Annotated in this window: 15 protein-coding genes; 9 read left to right on the top strand and 6 right to left on the bottom strand. The window is 67.3% G+C overall.

The window, feature by feature from the left end; all coding sequences use genetic code 11:
• The first annotated feature begins 23 nt into the window (after nucleotides 1-23).
• The 6 genes from ACZLIF_RS01980 to ACZLIF_RS01955 all read left to right on the top strand — a co-directional run bounded on the left by ACZLIF_RS01980 (nucleotide 24) and on the right by ACZLIF_RS01955 (nucleotide 6,037).
• On the top strand, nucleotides 24-1,460 hold the full coding sequence (locus tag ACZLIF_RS01980) for an SH3 domain-containing protein (RefSeq protein ID WP_128988079.1): 1,437 nt from the start codon (nucleotides 24-26) through the stop codon (nucleotides 1,458-1,460).
• A complete protein-coding gene (locus tag ACZLIF_RS01975; protein ID WP_065182564.1) occupies nucleotides 1,457-2,563 on the top strand; it encodes a dipeptide epimerase in 1,107 nt (368 codons plus the stop codon). Before ACZLIF_RS01980 ends, ACZLIF_RS01975 begins: the two co-directional genes overlap by 4 nt.
• Nucleotides 2,564-2,636: 73 nt before the next feature.
• On the top strand, nucleotides 2,637-3,482 hold the full coding sequence (locus tag ACZLIF_RS01970) for a MurR/RpiR family transcriptional regulator (protein WP_065175430.1): 846 nt from the start codon (nucleotides 2,637-2,639) through the stop codon (nucleotides 3,480-3,482).
• 27 nt (nucleotides 3,483-3,509) lie between these two features.
• Nucleotides 3,510-4,286 carry a L,D-transpeptidase family protein gene (locus ACZLIF_RS01965; protein WP_128988080.1) on the top strand — a complete coding sequence of 259 codons (777 nt, stop codon included), beginning with the start codon at nucleotides 3,510-3,512 and terminating at the stop codon, nucleotides 4,284-4,286.
• Entirely contained in the window at nucleotides 4,283-5,581 is a 1,299-nt protein-coding gene (locus tag ACZLIF_RS01960) for an APC family permease (protein ID WP_065175432.1), read from the top strand. Before ACZLIF_RS01965 ends, ACZLIF_RS01960 begins: the two co-directional genes overlap by 4 nt.
• Nucleotides 5,582-5,692: 111 nt before the next feature.
• Nucleotides 5,693-6,037: a hypothetical protein gene (locus tag ACZLIF_RS01955; protein ID WP_053519473.1), complete on the top strand. Its 345-nt coding sequence runs from the start codon at nucleotides 5,693-5,695 to the stop codon at nucleotides 6,035-6,037.
• A 52-nt stretch (nucleotides 6,038-6,089) separates the two neighbouring features.
• On the opposite strand, the gene yiaA is transcribed toward ACZLIF_RS01955, so the two are convergent.
• Nucleotides 6,090-6,539, bottom strand: a complete 450-nt coding sequence (yiaA, locus tag ACZLIF_RS01950; protein ID WP_128988081.1) for an inner membrane protein YiaA — start codon at nucleotides 6,537-6,539, stop codon at nucleotides 6,090-6,092.
• 164 nt (nucleotides 6,540-6,703) lie between these two features.
• Between yiaA and ACZLIF_RS01945 the strand changes: the two genes are divergently transcribed.
• Complete coding sequence (locus ACZLIF_RS01945) at nucleotides 6,704-7,888, top strand: PQQ-dependent sugar dehydrogenase (RefSeq protein WP_128988082.1); 1,185 nt, start codon at nucleotides 6,704-6,706, stop codon at nucleotides 7,886-7,888.
• A 44-nt stretch (nucleotides 7,889-7,932) separates the two neighbouring features.
• Here the strand turns inward: ACZLIF_RS01945 and ACZLIF_RS01940 are convergent, their stop codons facing one another.
• From ACZLIF_RS01940 to tsaD, 5 genes are all read right to left on the bottom strand, one after another.
• Nucleotides 7,933-8,448: a hypothetical protein gene (locus ACZLIF_RS01940; RefSeq protein WP_128988083.1), complete on the bottom strand. Its 516-nt coding sequence runs from the start codon at nucleotides 8,446-8,448 to the stop codon at nucleotides 7,933-7,935.
• Between the two features lie 161 nt (nucleotides 8,449-8,609).
• Nucleotides 8,610-10,784: a glycoside hydrolase family 3 N-terminal domain-containing protein gene (locus ACZLIF_RS01935; protein WP_128988084.1), complete on the bottom strand. Its 2,175-nt coding sequence runs from the start codon at nucleotides 10,782-10,784 to the stop codon at nucleotides 8,610-8,612.
• A gap of 128 nt (nucleotides 10,785-10,912) precedes the next feature.
• Nucleotides 10,913-12,184 carry a mechanosensitive ion channel family protein gene (locus ACZLIF_RS01930; protein ID WP_065175436.1) on the bottom strand — a complete coding sequence of 424 codons (1,272 nt, stop codon included), beginning with the start codon at nucleotides 12,182-12,184 and terminating at the stop codon, nucleotides 10,913-10,915.
• 65 nt (nucleotides 12,185-12,249) lie between these two features.
• Complete coding sequence (gene folB, locus ACZLIF_RS01925; RefSeq protein WP_053519479.1) at nucleotides 12,250-12,603, bottom strand: dihydroneopterin aldolase; 354 nt, start codon at nucleotides 12,601-12,603, stop codon at nucleotides 12,250-12,252.
• 124 nt (nucleotides 12,604-12,727) lie between these two features.
• Complete coding sequence (tsaD, locus tag ACZLIF_RS01920) at nucleotides 12,728-13,753, bottom strand: tRNA (adenosine(37)-N6)-threonylcarbamoyltransferase complex transferase subunit TsaD (protein ID WP_065175437.1); 1,026 nt, start codon at nucleotides 13,751-13,753, stop codon at nucleotides 12,728-12,730.
• A 167-nt stretch (nucleotides 13,754-13,920) separates the two neighbouring features.
• Between tsaD and rpsU the strand changes: the two genes are divergently transcribed.
• Nucleotides 13,921-14,136: a 30S ribosomal protein S21 gene (rpsU, locus tag ACZLIF_RS01915; protein WP_002808376.1), complete on the top strand. Its 216-nt coding sequence runs from the start codon at nucleotides 13,921-13,923 to the stop codon at nucleotides 14,134-14,136.
• A 133-nt stretch (nucleotides 14,137-14,269) separates the two neighbouring features.
• Complete coding sequence (locus tag ACZLIF_RS01910) at nucleotides 14,270-14,716, top strand: GatB/YqeY domain-containing protein (protein ID WP_065175438.1); 447 nt, start codon at nucleotides 14,270-14,272, stop codon at nucleotides 14,714-14,716.
• The last annotated feature ends 35 nt before the right edge of the window (nucleotides 14,717-14,751 follow it).

Genomic DNA, 14,751 nt, shown 5'->3' with positions numbered 1-14,751 from the left:
CATTCGAGGAGGGTGTGCTGCGCATGATCCTGGCTTCCCGCGAACCGCGCCGGCAGTGGCCGCGCCGGTTGACCCTGGCCCTGTGCCTGTTCGCCGCACCGGCCTTCGTGCAGGCTGCCGCGCCCGATCCGGGCGCGCCGCTGCCGTATGTGATCGGTCTGCACGAGGCTTACCTGACTCCGGACTACTGGGCCGCCCGGCTGGACGATGCCGATGCGCCGATCCTCGACCGCGCACAGATCCAGGCGCAGAACGCACGGATGCGCGCAGAGGATGTCCATATCCAGGACATCGCCGCCCTGCCCGCCCAGCTGGATGCGGCACAGGTACGCAGCAGCATCACGGCGCTGTCGAGCTGGCCCACGCGTACGCTCTACAACGCCAAGGGGCAGGCGATCGCACCGGCAGTGCGCAAGGCCATCGAAGCCAACCTCGGCCTGGATGCGATTCCCGCACAGGTGGCGCCCGACTACGGGCTGGTGGTGAAGCGTGCCGCACTGCGCACCTTCCCGACCCGCGAGCGGGTCTTCAGCACGGTGGGCGATACCGATATCGATCGCTTCCAGGAATCGGCGCTGTTCCCCGGTGACAAGGTCGCCGTGGTCCATCGCAGCACCGATGGCCGCTGGTTGTTCGTGCACAGCGAGCGTTACAGTGCATGGATCGAAACGGACGCCGTGGCCACCGGCGACAAGACCAGCGTGCTCGGCTATGGCAGCGCCGGCCCGTACCGCATCGTCACCGGCGCCACCGCGCACACCGTCTACACGCCGGAAGAGCCGCGCGTCTCGCGCCTGCAGCTGGACATGGGCGTGCGCCTGCCGGTGCTGGCCGACTGGCCTGCGGCCACGCCGGTCAACGGCCAGCAGGCCCACGCCTCATGGGTGGTGCAGCTGCCCGTGCGCGAGGCCGATGGACGACTGAAGCTGGTTCCGGCACTGCTGCCGCGCTCGCAGGACACGGCCGCCGATTACCTGCCGCTGACCCCTCGCCGGCTGTTGCAGCAGGCGTTCAAGTTCCTGGGTGAGCGCTATGGCTGGGGCCATGACTACGATACCCGCGACTGCAGCGGCTTCGTTTCGGAAATCTACCGCAGCTTCGGCGTGCTGCTGCCGCGCAATACCAGCGCCCAGGCGATCAGCCCGGCACTGGATCGCCTGCCGTTCACCAGCAGGGATGGCAAGGCCGCGCGCGAACGTGCCGTCACCGGCCTGCAGGTCGGTGATCTGGTCTACATCCCCGGCCATGTGATGATGGCCATCGGCCACGTCGACGGCCGCACCTGGGTCATCCACGATACGGCCGGCGGCAGCTGGTTCGGCGCCGACGGCACGCGTGTGCAGGCCCATCTCAATGGTGTTTCGGTCACGCCGCTGGAGCCGATGATGGCCAGCGACACGGTCCGCTACATCGACCGCATCACCAACATCCAGCGCCTGCGGGCCAAGACCCCTGAATGAAGATCACCGCCATTGAACTGGGCATGCTGCGCGTGCCGCTGAAGACCCCCTTCAAGACCGCCCTGCGCACCGTGGAAACCGTGGAGGACGTGGTGGTGCTGGTCCGCACCGACAGCGGCCACACCGGGTACGGCGAGGCGCCGGCCACCGCGGTGATCACCGGTGATACGCATGGCTCGATCATCGAAGCGATCCGCCACTTCATCGCTCCACGCCTGATCGGGCAGGACGTTGCCAACCTCAACCGCCTGTGCGGGCTGGTGCAGACGTCGATGGAGCGCAATACCAGCGCCAAGGCCGCAGTGGAGATCGCCCTGTACGACCTGTGGGCGCAGCTGCATGGTGCGCCGCTGTACCAGATGCTCGGCGGCGGCGACCCGGTCATCACCACCGACATCACCATCAGCGTGGACTACATCGACAAGATGGTGGCCGATTCGCTGTCGGCGATCGAGCGTGGCTTCGAGTCGCTGAAGATCAAGGTGGGCAAGGACATCGGCCTGGACATCGAGCGGGTCAAGGCGATCCACGCGGCGGTTGAAGGCCGCGCCCTGCTGCGCCTGGACGCCAACCAAGGCTGGACCGCCAAGCAGGCGGTGCACGCGATGCGCACGCTGGAGGATGCCGGCGTGGTGCTGGAGCTGCTGGAGCAGCCGGTGAAGGCCGCCGACATCAGTGGCCTGAAGTACGTGACCGACCGGGTCAACACGCCCGTCATGGCCGATGAGAGCGTGTTCAGTCCCAGCCAGGTGATGGACCTGATCCAGCAGCGCGCGGCGGACATCATCAACATCAAGCTGATGAAGACCGGTGGCCTGTCCAATGCCATCCGCATCGCCGACATCGCCGGCATCTACGGCGTGCCGTGCATGATCGGCTGCATGATCGAATCGAGCATCAGCGTGGCCGCGGCCGTGCACCTGGCCGTGGCCAGGAGTGATGTGATCACCAAGGTCGACCTGGACGGCCCTTCGCTGGGCCAGTTCGACCCGGTCAGCGGCGGGGTCAACTTCAACGAGTCGGAGATCACCATCAGCGATGCGCCGGGGCTGGGAATCACCGAGGTGCGCGGGCTGGAGATGATCACGCCGCCGCGCTGGTAGGCCGCTGCACGGGCGCTACCGCCGACCGTTGATCCCGCTTACCCTTCCTGCAACCGGACCCACGCTGAGCCCCATGCCACCCCTGGTGAAAATCCGCTCCGAGCGCGGGCAGATGTCGGCCATCGAACGCCGCATCGCCGACTTCATCCTCGACAACGCGCACCTGCTGCGCGACTACTCGTCGCAGCAGCTGGCCAGCGCGCTGGGCATCAGCCAGTCCAGCGTGGTGAAGTTCAGCCAGAAGCTGGGCTTCAAGGGTTACCCGGACCTGAAGTACTCGATCGGCCAGGACGTGGCGCGCGCCGGCCACGATCCGCAGGCACGCCCGCCGTCGCCGAGCGCCGATGACTACGCCGACATCGCCGGGCGCCTGCGCCTGAGCCGGGCAGCCGCCGAGGAAGAGACCAGCCTGGCCAATGCGCAGGCTGATGTGGAGGCCATCGTGCGACTGCTCGACAGGGCGCCCAAAGTGTTCGTGTACGGCCTTGGCGATGACGGCCTGTACGCGCGCGAGTTCGCCATGCGACTGTCGCTGCTGGGCATGCTGACCGTGCACCATGCCGATCCGATCCTGATGATGGCCAACCTGTCAGCGGCGCGGGCCGGTGATGCCATGCTGGTGTTCTCCGAGTTCGGCAAGCTGCCGCAGCTGTTCCAGCTGTCGCGGCAGTTCCAGGACGTGGGCGGGAAGGTGGTGTCGATCACCCGCCACACCGCCAACCCACTGCGCGCACATGCCGACCAGTCACTGGTGGTCTGCGCCCATGACCCCGCACCGCACGTGGCGCAGCTGCTGTACCGTGCTTCACTGCAGTCCCTGCTCGACTTCGTCTTCGTGCTTTTGTGCCATGCCAACCCGGACCGCCACCGCCAGCTCGGGGTGAACCTGGAACGGATCGAACACCTGATCGACGCCTGATCGACCCCTGGTTCACTGGAGTCCACGATGCTGCCGCTGCTGCGTACCGCCCTCGCTGTCACCGCTCTGGCCACCGCGCTGCCCGCTGGCGCGCTCACCCCGCTGCCGCCGATGGCGCGCAGTCTGCAGGCCATCGTGGTGGTCACCGACAGCTGGGATGCCACCCAGGGCCGGCTGCAGGCCTATGAGCGCAGGAGCAGCGACGACACTTGGCGCCCGCACGGCCCGGCCTTCACCGTGGCCGTGGGGCGTGAGGGCAGCGCGTGGGGCGTGGGCCGTGCGTCGCTGCACAACCAGGGGCCGCAGAAAACGGAAGGCGACGGGCGCAGTCCGGCCGGCGTCTTCGATATCGGCCCCGCGTTCGGCTACGCGCCGACGATCGCCAGCGCGATGCCGTATCTGCCGATGACGGCCAGCCACTACTGCATGGATGTACCCGCCTCGCGCTACTACAACCGCATCGTCGATGCGGCGGACGTAGGTACCGCCGCAGTAGAAGGCTCCACCGAACCGATGCGGCTGGACCTGCACAACAAGGGCGATGTTCGCTACCGCGAGGGCTTCGTGATCGAACACAACAGCAGCCGCAGGCCGGGCAAGGGCAGTTGCATCTTCGCCCACCTCTGGCGCAAACCGGGCGAGGCCACGGCCGGCTGTACGGCAATGGAGCCGCGCCACATGACGGCCCTGCTGGCCTGGCTGAAGCCGGACACGCGCGCGGTCTTCGTCCTGCTGCCCAAGACGGAGTACGACAACCTGCAGGGGCCGTGGCAGCTGCCGGCCCTGACCGGAGCGTTGCGTTGAGCGCCCCGGACGAACCGCAGCTGCAGCGCGCGGTCAGCCGCTGGCAGATCGTCGGCCTGTCGATCAACGATGTGATCGGCAGCGGCATCTATCTGCTGCCGGCGGCCACCGTCGCCCTGCTGGGCCCCTTCAGCCTGTGGGGCGTGGTCGCCGCCGGCATCGTGGTGGCCCTGCTGGTGCTGTGCTACGCGCAGGCCGCCAGTTACTTCGATGAACCCGGCGGCAGCTATCTGTATGCCCGCGAAGCCTTTGGCCGCTTCGCCGGCTTCGAGATCGGCTGGATGATCTGGCTGACCCGTATCAGCTCGGCGGCCGCACTCAGCAATGCGCTGGCCGATGCGGTCGCGCGCTTCTGGCCCTGGGCTGGGGCCGGCACGGGTCGCCTTGCCGTGATCGTGCTGTCGCTGGGTTTCCTGACCGGCGTGAACATCATCGGAGTGCGCTCGGCGGCCCGCACCGGCATCGTGCTGGTGATCGGCAAGATGCTGCCGCTGCTGCTGTTCGTGGCCATCGGCGCGTTCTACATCGATCCGCAGCTGGCGTTCTCCGGCCAGCGCCCGGACCCGCACGACCTGCAGCGCATGGGTGAGGCCGCATTGTTGCTGCTGTATGCCTACGCTGGTTTCGAGAACATCCCGGCGGCAGCCGGCGAGTACCGCAATCCCCGTCGCGACATTCCATTCGCGTTGATCACCATGATCATCACCGTCACCGTCATCTACGGCGCGGTGCAGGTGGTGGCGCAGGGCACCCTGGCCGGGCTTGCGTCGTCGCCGACACCGCTGGCCGATGCCGCGGCCGGATTCGGCGGTGAGGCACTGGCGTTGATCCTGACCGTCGGCGCGACCATCTCCATTCTCGGCACCAACAGCAATACGATGATGATGGGCCCGCGCTTCCTGTTCGCGCTTGCCCGCGATGGCTACGGGCCGAAGATCCTCGCGCAGGTCCATCCGCGCTTCCGCACACCGGCTGCCGCGATCTTCTGCCAGGGGCTGATCGCCCTCGGCCTGGCGCTGTCCGGTTCGTTCGTGCAGTTGGCGCTGCTGTCGATGACCACGCGACTGTTCGCCTACATCGGAACCGCGGCGGCCGTGCTGGTGCTGGCCAAGCGCTACGCCGACCGGCCGGGCGCACTGAAGCTGCCGGGCGGGCCGCTGATTCCGGTCCTGGCCCTGCTGCTCTGCCTGGCCCTGTTCGCCAGTGCCAGCTGGCAGAACATCGCCGCCGCACTGGTCGCCTTCGCCATCGGCGCAGTGATCTACAAACTGCCGCGCAAGGACGTAGGCGCCTGATGATCGGCAGCGACGGCGCGGATGGAGGACACCTTCCCTTCACGCGAGCGGACCGGACCGTTAACCGCCATGGCGGCATGATCGAAGCTCATCCACCACGGAGCCCGATCGATGAGCCCCGAGTACCAGATCCCCGGCCGCGTGCCGGATGACAGCGCACCGCGCCAGGCCGTTTCCGACTTCTGGCGCGAGCGTTACACCGCTGAACCCTATTACGACAACCAGCTGTTCTTCGAGGACTACGAGCCGGCCTATCGCATCGGTCACGCTGCCCGTGCGCAGGACATGATCCGCGCGTACGAAGAGGTGGAAGCCGAACTCGAGTCGCGCTGGGCGAGCGAGCGCGGCAAGAGCCGGCTGGAGTGGGCGCAGGCCCGCAACGCCGTCCGCCGCGGCTGGGAAGAAGCGGTCAACCTCGACCAGCGCCTGGACCGGGGCGTACCGCGCGGCACCTGAGTTCAGGCCTCTGCAGAACCGGGCCGCAACCCGGTTCTGCAGCACCGGGGTATCAGTCGTGTTCCGGCAGCGGTGGCATGACCGGGCTGCGCGAAGTCCCACTATTGGCGGCGATCAGGTCGCGGGTGTTCTTCTGTACCGCGACAGCACCGAACAGCGCCAGTGCATAGGCCATGGCATAGAACCCCTTCTCGCTCAGCAGCAGCGTGGCGTTCCACAGACCGATCATCATCAGCAGCAGCGCCGACAGCAGCGCGAACCAGGACAGCGCGTAGTACAGGCCACTGACCGGGATGTCCTCCAGACGATCGCGCACGCTCTTCTGCAGCGATACCGCCGCAAACAATCCGTACAGCAGCAGCACCAGGTAGTAGCCCTTCTCGCTCAGTGCCATCTGGGCGTTGAACAGACCGATCAGGTAGGCCCCCGCGCCCAGCAGCAGGGCGACCCATGAGGCGGCGATGAAGGCGGGAGACGGCTTGTGAGCGGTAACAGTGTGCATTGCAGATCCTTGCAGGCAGGCGGGCATGCGTTGCCCGGTGGTGGTCACCCTAGACGATCCCCCTCGCGGCGCACAGGGGGGGGACCTTCGGGCCACGACGGTCACGTCGGCGGTGGTATACAAGGGAGAGCCTGGCCATCCGCATCCCCGCCCCGGAGATTCCCGTGACCCGTACGCCCCTCATGCTTGCCCTCGGCCTCGTGCCGATCCTCGCCACCACTGCCTGCAACGCCGCCGATCCTGCATCCGCTACTGCCGGTACTGCCGCCACCGCTGCTGCACCCGCCGCGACTGCGGCCGCAACCGACCACCGGCCGTTCACCGCCACGGAAGTCAGCCGTTTCGATCAACCGTGGGCAATGACTTTCCTGCCCGATGGCAGCCTGCTGGTCACCGAGAAACGCGGCAAACTGCAGCACCTGGACGTGGCCAGCGGCCAGAAGCATGAGATCACGGGCGTACCGAAGGTCGCCTATGGTGGCCAGGGCGGCTTCGGCGATGTCATCCTGCACCCCGACTTCGCCCGCAACCAGGTCATTTACGTCAGTTATGCGGAGGAAGGCACGCTGGATACCCGCGGGGCCGCGGTGGCCCGCGCCACGCTTGCCCTGGACGCCGATGGCGGCGGCCAGCTCAAGGATCTGAAGGTGATCTGGCGACAGACACCGAAGGTCAGCGGGCAGGGCCACTACGGCCATCGCCTGGTGTTCGGTCCGGACGGCAAGCTCTGGATCAGCTCCAGCGAACGGCAGAAGTTCGACCCCGCGCAGGACATGGGCGGCAACCTCGGCAAGATCATCCGCCTCAACGACGATGGCAGCCTGCCGGCGGACAATCCGTTTGCGTCACAGGGCGGCGTGGCTGCACAGGTGTGGTCGCTCGGCCATCGCAACATCCTGGGCATGGCCTTCGATGCCAACGGCAAGCTGTGGGCGCATGAGATGGGGCCGGCGGGCGGAGACGAACTGAACCTGATCGTGCGGGGCGCCAACTACGGCTACCCGGTGGTCTCCAACGGCGACCACTACGACGGCCGGCCGATTCCCGACCACGACACGCGCCCGGAGTTCGCCGCGCCGAAGGTGACCTGGACGCCGGTCATCTCGCCTGCGGGCTTCGTCATCTACAGCGGCACCCTGTTCCCGCAGTGGAAGGGCAGCGGCTTCATCGGCGGCCTGTCCTCCACATCACTGGTGCGCGTAGCCTTCGAGGGCGACAACGCGCGCGAGGCGGAACGTTTCAACATGGGTGAGCGCATCCGTGAAGTGGAACAGGGGCCCGATGGCGCGCTGTGGCTGCTTGAAGATGGCAGCAAGGCGCGCCTGCTCAAGCTCACGCCAAAGACCTGATCAGCTGCGCAGGGTGGCGGACCAGTGCCCGTCACCCTGCACGCTCACTGGATGGTGATGACCTTCACTTCGGTCCGGGTGCAGGCCGCATCAAGGCACTGGCCGCCCAACCACACCTGGCCATCGCCGATCATCACGCCCTGCTGGTTGACGAACACCTTTCCGAAATCCTGTGTGGATACCGCCTTGACCACGGCCGGGGTGATGATCTTCTCGTAGCTGCGCTGGAATTCGCCCGGTCCGGCGATCGTCTTTCCGCCGCTGATGTTCAACGGGAAACGTATTTCCTCGACGACCGCCGCGCGATCACCGCCGACCACCGCCGTTCTGAAGGCAGTGAAGACCTTCTCGTACTGCGCCGCATCACCGAGAAGTGTCTCGATGCGCGCGCGCGCATCTTCGGTCTGTTCGCTCGCGGGTGCCGCAGGTGCTGCAGGTGCTGCCTGCACGGGCTCGGCTGCCGGTGCGGCAGCGGGCGTTGCCTCCGGGGCCGCGGGCGGCGCCGGCTGTGCACAGGCTGCCAGCAGCAGCACGGGGGCAAGGAAAGCACTCTTGCGCATGGTCGGGCTCCATCGGATCACGAACCCCGATGGTAGCGCCGGGTCAGGCCCGGCGTGTTTGCCATGGGTGACGACGCACACACCCACCGCGATGGTAGCGCCGGGCCATGCCCGGCGTGTGGGTGACGACGCCGGGCATGGCCCGGCGCTACCGTTCCCGTTCAGCCCTTCAGCAGTTCGAACTGCACCGGCTCGCCAGCCGCTGACGAGGCGCACACCCACAGCTCGAACAGGCCCGGCTCGGCACGCAGCACGCCATCGCGGCCGGTGAACGCCAACTGCTCGCGATGCAGGGTGAACACCACATCGGTGGATTCGCCCGGCTGCAGTGCGATCTTGCGGAAGTCCTTCAGCTCGCGCACCGGCCGCACGCGGCTGGCCACGCGGTCATGGATGTACAGCTGCACCACTTCCTCGCCGGCCACGGTACCGGTGTTGGTCAGCGTGGTGGTGATGGTCAGGGTGTCGTCCCAGCCCAGCTGTGCCGTGCTGAGCTGCGGCACGCCATAGGCGAAGGTGGTGTAGCCGATGCCATGACCGAACGGATACAGCGGCTCGTTGGGAATCTCGCGCCAGCGTGCCTTGAACTCCGACATCGTCGGGAGTTCGGGGCGGCCGGTACGCGGATGGTTGTAGAAATACGGTTGCTGGCCGGACACCTGCGGGAAGCTGACCGGCAGGCGGCCGGACGGGCTGTAGTCGCCGAACAGCACATCGGCCACCGCATGACCGGTCTGCGTGCCCAGGTACCAGGTGACCGCCACGGCCTGTGCATTGCGCACCGCACCTTGCAGGGCCAGCGCGCGGCCATTGCGCAGCACCACCACCAGCGGCTTGCCGGTCATTGCCACCGCCTCGGCCAGTGCCTGCTGCGCCGGCGGCAAGGTGATCTCCACGCGCGACTGCGCTTCGCCGCTGTAGCGCTGCGGCTCGCCCAGCGCCAACACCACCACGTCGGCACGCAGCGCAGCCGCCACGGCGGCTTCGGTGCCCCCCGGGATCGCGGTTTCCAGATCGCAACCGGGCACGATCTCCAGCAGCGACGCGTCACCGATGGCGGCACGCACACCGGTTTCCAGGTCCACATAACGCTGCTTGTCGCCGAACAGGGTCCAGCAGCCTTCGATGTTTTCGCGGTCCTGCACGAACGGGCCGATCAGCGCGATCTTCTGCCCGGTCTTCTGCAGCGGCAGCACGTTGTCACGGTTGTTCAGCAGCACGATCGAACGGCGCGCGGCATCGCGCGAGAGCTCATCATGTGCGGCGATGTGCGAGTCGTCCGCTTCGCGGGCCGGGTCCAGCGACCGGTACGGGTCGTCGAACAGGCCGATGGTTTCCTTCAGCCACAGGATGCGGCGCACGCCCTCATCCAGCACCGCCATCGGCACCTCGCCGCTTTCCACCAGGCCTGGCAGGTGCTCGGCATAGAAGCCGCTCTGCATGCTCAGGTCCAGGCCTGCGGTGAAGGCCTTGGCGGTGGCGTCGCGGTCATCGGCGGCGTAGCCGTGCGCCACCAGTTCCATGTCGGCGGTGTAATCGGAGATCACCACGCCCGGGAACTTCCACTCGCCACGCAGGATGTCGGTGAGCAGTTCTGCATTGGCGCTGGCCGGCACGCCGTTGATGTCGTTGAACGAGGACATCACCGTGATCGCACCGGCATCGAAGGCCGCCTTGAACGGCGGCAGGTGCACGTCGCGCAGGGTCTGCGGCGAGATGTCCACCATGTTGTATTCCATGCCGGCCATCACCGCGCCATAGGCGGCGAAATGCTTGGGCGTGGCCAGCAGCGAATCGGCGGCACGCAGGTCGCTGCCCTGGAAGCCGCGCACACGGGCGGCGGCGAAGGCACAGCCCAGCACCACGTCCTCGCCTGCGCCTTCGGCGCCACGGCCCCAGCGCTGGTCGCGGGCGATGTCCACGGCAGGTGCATAGGTCCAGTGCAGGCCGGCGGCGGTGGCCTCGACCGCAGTGGCGCGGGCGGTGCGCTCGGCCAGGTCCGGCTCGAAGCTGGCGGCCTCGCCCAGCGGGATCGGGAACACGGTGCGCATGCCGTGGATGACGTCGGCCGCGAGGATGACCGGGATGCCCAGCCGGCTCTCCTCGGTCGCGACCTGCTGGATGCGGCGGCCCAGTTCGGCGCCCACCCCGTTGAACAGCGAGCCGACCTTGCCCTCGCGCACCTGCTGCAGCACCTGGTCGGCATTGCGCACGTTGGCTTCCGGGTTCACGTCCGGGGCGAACGGGCGGACCATGTCCGCGAAAACACCCAGCTGGCCGACCTTTTCCTCGACGGTCATCTGGGCAATGAGGGATTCGATGCGTTCGGAGGCCACCGGCAGTCCTTGATGAAAACGTTTACAAGCCCGGCATTCTAGCGATCCCGGGCCATTTGGCGAGAGGTTTCGGCATTCAGTTTCATCCACCAGCGGGGTCCGTACGGTCCCGCGGGCGGCACGGCAGCTTACTCCGAGCGGGCCGACTGGCGCTGCCCGGCCATCAACATGGCGTCGCTGGACGCCTGGAACACCCTCAGGCCGAAGGCCGGCAGGATCGCCAGCAGATGGTCGAAAATGTCCGACTGCACGGCCTCGTACTCCGCCCAGGCGGTAGTGCGGGTGAAGCAGTACAGCTCCAGCGGCAGGCCCTCGGTGGTCGGTTGCAGCTGTCGCACCAGCAGGGTCATGTCGGTGTGGATACCCGGGTGGCTGCGCAGGTAGCGCTCCACATAGGCCCGGAACGTGCCCAGATTGGTCACCCGGCGGCTGTTCACGTCCGCCACGCCCTGTTCGCGCAGGCGCCCGTTCCACTGCCCCAGCTCCTGCTCCTTGTCGCGCAGGTAGTCGCGCAGCAGGGCGAACTCACCGAGGAAGGCCAGGTCGCCCTCGTCCAGGAAGCCGACGCTGTGCTGGTCCAGGTACAGCGCGCGCTTGATGCGGCGGCCACCGGCCTCCTGCATGCCGCGCCAGTTCTTGAACGACTCGGTCACCAGCTTCTTGGTCGGGATGGTGGTGATGGTCTTGTCGAAGTTCTGCACGGTGATGGTGTGCAGGGCGATGTCGATGACGTCACCATCGGCGTTCTGGCTCGGCATCTCGATCCAGTCGCCGATGCGCACGCGGCCATCGCCACTGATCTGCACGCTGGCCACCAGCGAGAGGATGGTGTCCTGGAAGATCAGCATCAGCACGGCCGTGGCCGCACCCAGGCCGGTCACCAGCGGGCCCAGTGCCACGCCCAGCAGGGTGGAGATGATCGCCAGGCCGGCCGCCACGAAGATCACGATCTTGACCACCTGCAGGTAGCCCTTGATCGGCTTGTTGCGCGCATCCGGCTTGCGCTCGTAAAGGCTGTTGGCCGCATCCAGCGCATGCGAGAACGCCAGCGAGACGGTCAGCACCGCCCACACGATGCACAGCTTGACGATGACGCTGACCAGCCCGGGCGGCAGATCGGGAATGAGGGTGATGCCAGAGGCGATCACCTGGCTGGGCACCACGTTGGACAACCGCGAGATGACCCGCATCAGATGGCTGCCACGCCCGGATTCGGCACCGGGCAGGCGCTGCAGCAGACGGCGCAGGCCGCGCACCAGGATGCGCTTGGTCACCCAGTTGGCCAGGCCCGCCGCGAGCAGCAGGGCCGAAATCATCAACGCCAGGTAGGCGCCGGGATAGGGTTCCAGTGTGTTCTGCAGCCGCTCCATCCACTGTACCGCCACCACCGCATCCACCATCAGTCGTCTCCTGTTTCAGTCATTTCGCATGAAGAAGTTGCCGGCCACCGGCCGACGCTGCTGTTTCAGCCGCGTTCGCGCTCGATGATCACGCCGACCGCGCGCGCGCCGCGCACCGCTCCCGGCTTGCTCAGCTTCAGCCGCAGCCAACGCACATCGAACTCGTCGAGCACGATCTGCGCGCAACGTTCGGCCAGGGTCTCGACCAGGCCGAACTCCGATTCGCGCACGAACTGCTCCAGCCGCTTGCTGACCGCCTTGTAGTTGAGGGTATGGGCGATATCGTCGGTCGCCGCCGGGCGCCGGTTGTCGAAACCCATCTCCAGGTCGAACACCAGGTCCTGCCGGATCCGCCGTTCCCAATCGTAGATGCCGATCAGGGCGTCGATCGTCAGCCCCTCGATGAAAACCTTGTCCATTGCGGTTACCAGCCGGAAAACAGACGGTCATGGTAACGGGACGGAACCACCGCTGCCTGAAACGACCGGATCCCGGCACGTCCTCCGCTACGGTCGCAGCCTGTGTGGATGGGTGCGCCGCGGGTCACACCGCGGGCAGCGTCGCCATGTCCCAGCGCGGGGTCACGTCAACCTTCGGCGGGTTGTGCTGCCCGGCCTGCAGGCGCAGGGCGCCGGCGAAAGCGATCATCGCGCCGTTGTCGGTGCACAGCGCCGGCCGCGGGAAGCAGGCACGCCCCCCGAGGCGTTCGGCCATCTGCTGCAGGCGGGCACGCAGCCGCGTATTGGCACCGACACCGCCGGCCACCACGATCACATTGGTGCCGGCTGCTTCCAGCGCGCGTTCGCACTTGATCGACAGGGTCTCCACCACCGCATCCTCGAAACCGCGCGCGATGTCGGCGCGGGTCTGGTCGCTCTGGTCGCTGTCACGCCAGGCCATCAGCACCTGGGTCTTCAGGCCGGAGAAGCTGAAATCCAGACCCGGGCGATCGGTCATCGGCCGCGCGAAACGGTAGGCCCCCGGGGTGCCCTGTTCGGCCAGCTTGGCCAGCTGCGGGCCGCCGGGATAGGGCAGCCCCATCAGTTTGGCAGTCTTGTCGAAGGCTTCGCCGGCCGCATCGTCCAGGGTCTCGCCCAGCAGGCGGTAGCGGCCGATGGCATCGACCGCCACCAGCTGGGTGTGGCCACCGGACACCAGCAGGGCCACGAACGGGGCCTGCGGCGGATCGTCCTCCATCAAGGGCGCCAGCAGGTGCCCTTCCATGTGGTGCACGCCCACGGCCGGCACCTCCAGTGCCCAGGCCAGGGCACGGGCCACCCCGGCACCGACCAGCAGCGCACCGACCAGCCCGGGGCCAGCGGTATAAGCCACGCCATCGATGTCGTCCACGCCCAGGCCCGCCTCGGCCAGGGTCTGCCGGACCAGCGGCAGCAGCTTGCGCACGTGGTCACGGCTGGCCAGCTCGGGCACCACACCGCCGTACTCGGCGTGCAGGGCGATCTGGCTGTAGACCGCATGGGCGCGCAGGGCCGCGCTGCCGGTCAGGTCGGTGTCGTACACCGCCACGCCGGTCTCATCACAGGAAGATTCGATGCCAAGGACTCGCATGCCTGCTATTATGACGCCCCTGCCGCCCCCTCGGGGTGACGTGCAGATCCCACTGCATCCGTATTGCTGGCCCGCATTCAGGCTTGCGTGCTTGCAGTTTGTTGATTCGCCGCTATAATGTGCGGCTCGCCGGGCGTGACCCGGTTCTACTGTGTCCCGGAGATTCCATGCCCAGCGTCAAAGTCCGCGAGAACGAGCCCTTCGAGTTTGCTCTTCGCCGCTTCAAGCGCACTTGCGAAAAGGCCGGTGTGCTGGCCGAAACCCGCAAGCGCGAGTTCTACGAAAAGCCGACCCAGGAGCGCAAGCGCAAGGCCGCCGCTGCTGTGAAGCGTCAGCTGCGCCGCTCGTCGCGCGACGTCACCAAGCGTCAGCGCCTGTACTGATCGGACGCATCTTCATTGCGGCGGGTTCGTCCTTCCGCGGTGAAGCCGAAGCCGGCACGCGCGAGCGTCGCCGGCTTTTTGCGTTTCCGGGCCCGGGCAACCGCCCTGCCCCACTACCACCACGAGGTCTCCCATGAGCATGAAGCAGCAGCTCACCGATGACATGAAGGCCGCCATGAAGGCGGGCGAGAAGGACAAGCTGGGCGTGATCCGCCTGATCAACGCCGCGATCAAGCAGAAGGAAGTGGACGAGCGTATCGAGCTCGACGACACCGCCGTGATCGCCGTGCTGGACAAGATGGTCAAGCAGCGCAAGGACTCGGTCAGCCAGTACGAAGCGGCCAACCGTGAAGACCTGGCCGCGATCGAGCGTGCCGAGATCGTGGTCATCGAGGCCTACCTGCCCGCCAAGATGGGTGAGGCCGAGATCGCCGCCGCCATCCAGGCCGCCATCGCCGAAACCGGTGCCACCGGCCCGGCCGACATGGGCAAGCTGATGGGGGCGCTGAAGCCCAGGCTCGCCGGTCAGGCCGACATGGGCGTGGTGTCCAAGCTGGTCAAACAGGCCCTGGCTGGCTGATCCGCCACCACCCTGCCGGACATGACAAGGCCCGC

Source organism: Stenotrophomonas sp. 2201_Sma (genome assembly GCF_056486685.1).
Note: the sequence above shows the minus strand (reverse complement) of the source record. Positions and strands in the feature narration are given on the sequence as shown.

What these genes read in the sequence shown, in the direction of transcription:
- ACZLIF_RS01980 (WP_128988079.1), top strand. Translation starts at nt 24, where the DNA reads ATGATCCTGGCTTCCCGCGAACCGCGCCGGCAGTGGCCGCGCCGGTTG.
- ACZLIF_RS01975 (WP_065182564.1), top strand. Translation starts at nt 1,457, where the DNA reads ATGAAGATCACCGCCATTGAACTGGGCATGCTGCGCGTGCCGCTGAAG.
- ACZLIF_RS01970 (WP_065175430.1), top strand. Translation starts at nt 2,637, where the DNA reads ATGCCACCCCTGGTGAAAATCCGCTCCGAGCGCGGGCAGATGTCGGCC.
- ACZLIF_RS01965 (WP_128988080.1), top strand. Translation starts at nt 3,510, where the DNA reads ATGCTGCCGCTGCTGCGTACCGCCCTCGCTGTCACCGCTCTGGCCACC.
- ACZLIF_RS01955 (WP_053519473.1), top strand. Translation starts at nt 5,693, where the DNA reads ATGAGCCCCGAGTACCAGATCCCCGGCCGCGTGCCGGATGACAGCGCA.
- yiaA (WP_128988081.1), bottom strand. Translation starts at nt 6,539, where the DNA reads ATGCACACTGTTACCGCTCACAAGCCGTCTCCCGCCTTCATCGCCGCC.
- ACZLIF_RS01940 (WP_128988083.1), bottom strand. Translation starts at nt 8,448, where the DNA reads ATGCGCAAGAGTGCTTTCCTTGCCCCCGTGCTGCTGCTGGCAGCCTGT.
- ACZLIF_RS01930 (WP_065175436.1), bottom strand. Translation starts at nt 12,184, where the DNA reads ATGGTGGATGCGGTGGTGGCGGTACAGTGGATGGAGCGGCTGCAGAAC.
- folB (WP_053519479.1), bottom strand. Translation starts at nt 12,603, where the DNA reads ATGGACAAGGTTTTCATCGAGGGGCTGACGATCGACGCCCTGATCGGC.
- tsaD (WP_065175437.1), bottom strand. Translation starts at nt 13,753, where the DNA reads ATGCGAGTCCTTGGCATCGAATCTTCCTGTGATGAGACCGGCGTGGCG.
- rpsU (WP_002808376.1), top strand. Translation starts at nt 13,921, where the DNA reads ATGCCCAGCGTCAAAGTCCGCGAGAACGAGCCCTTCGAGTTTGCTCTT.
- ACZLIF_RS01910 (WP_065175438.1), top strand. Translation starts at nt 14,270, where the DNA reads ATGAGCATGAAGCAGCAGCTCACCGATGACATGAAGGCCGCCATGAAG.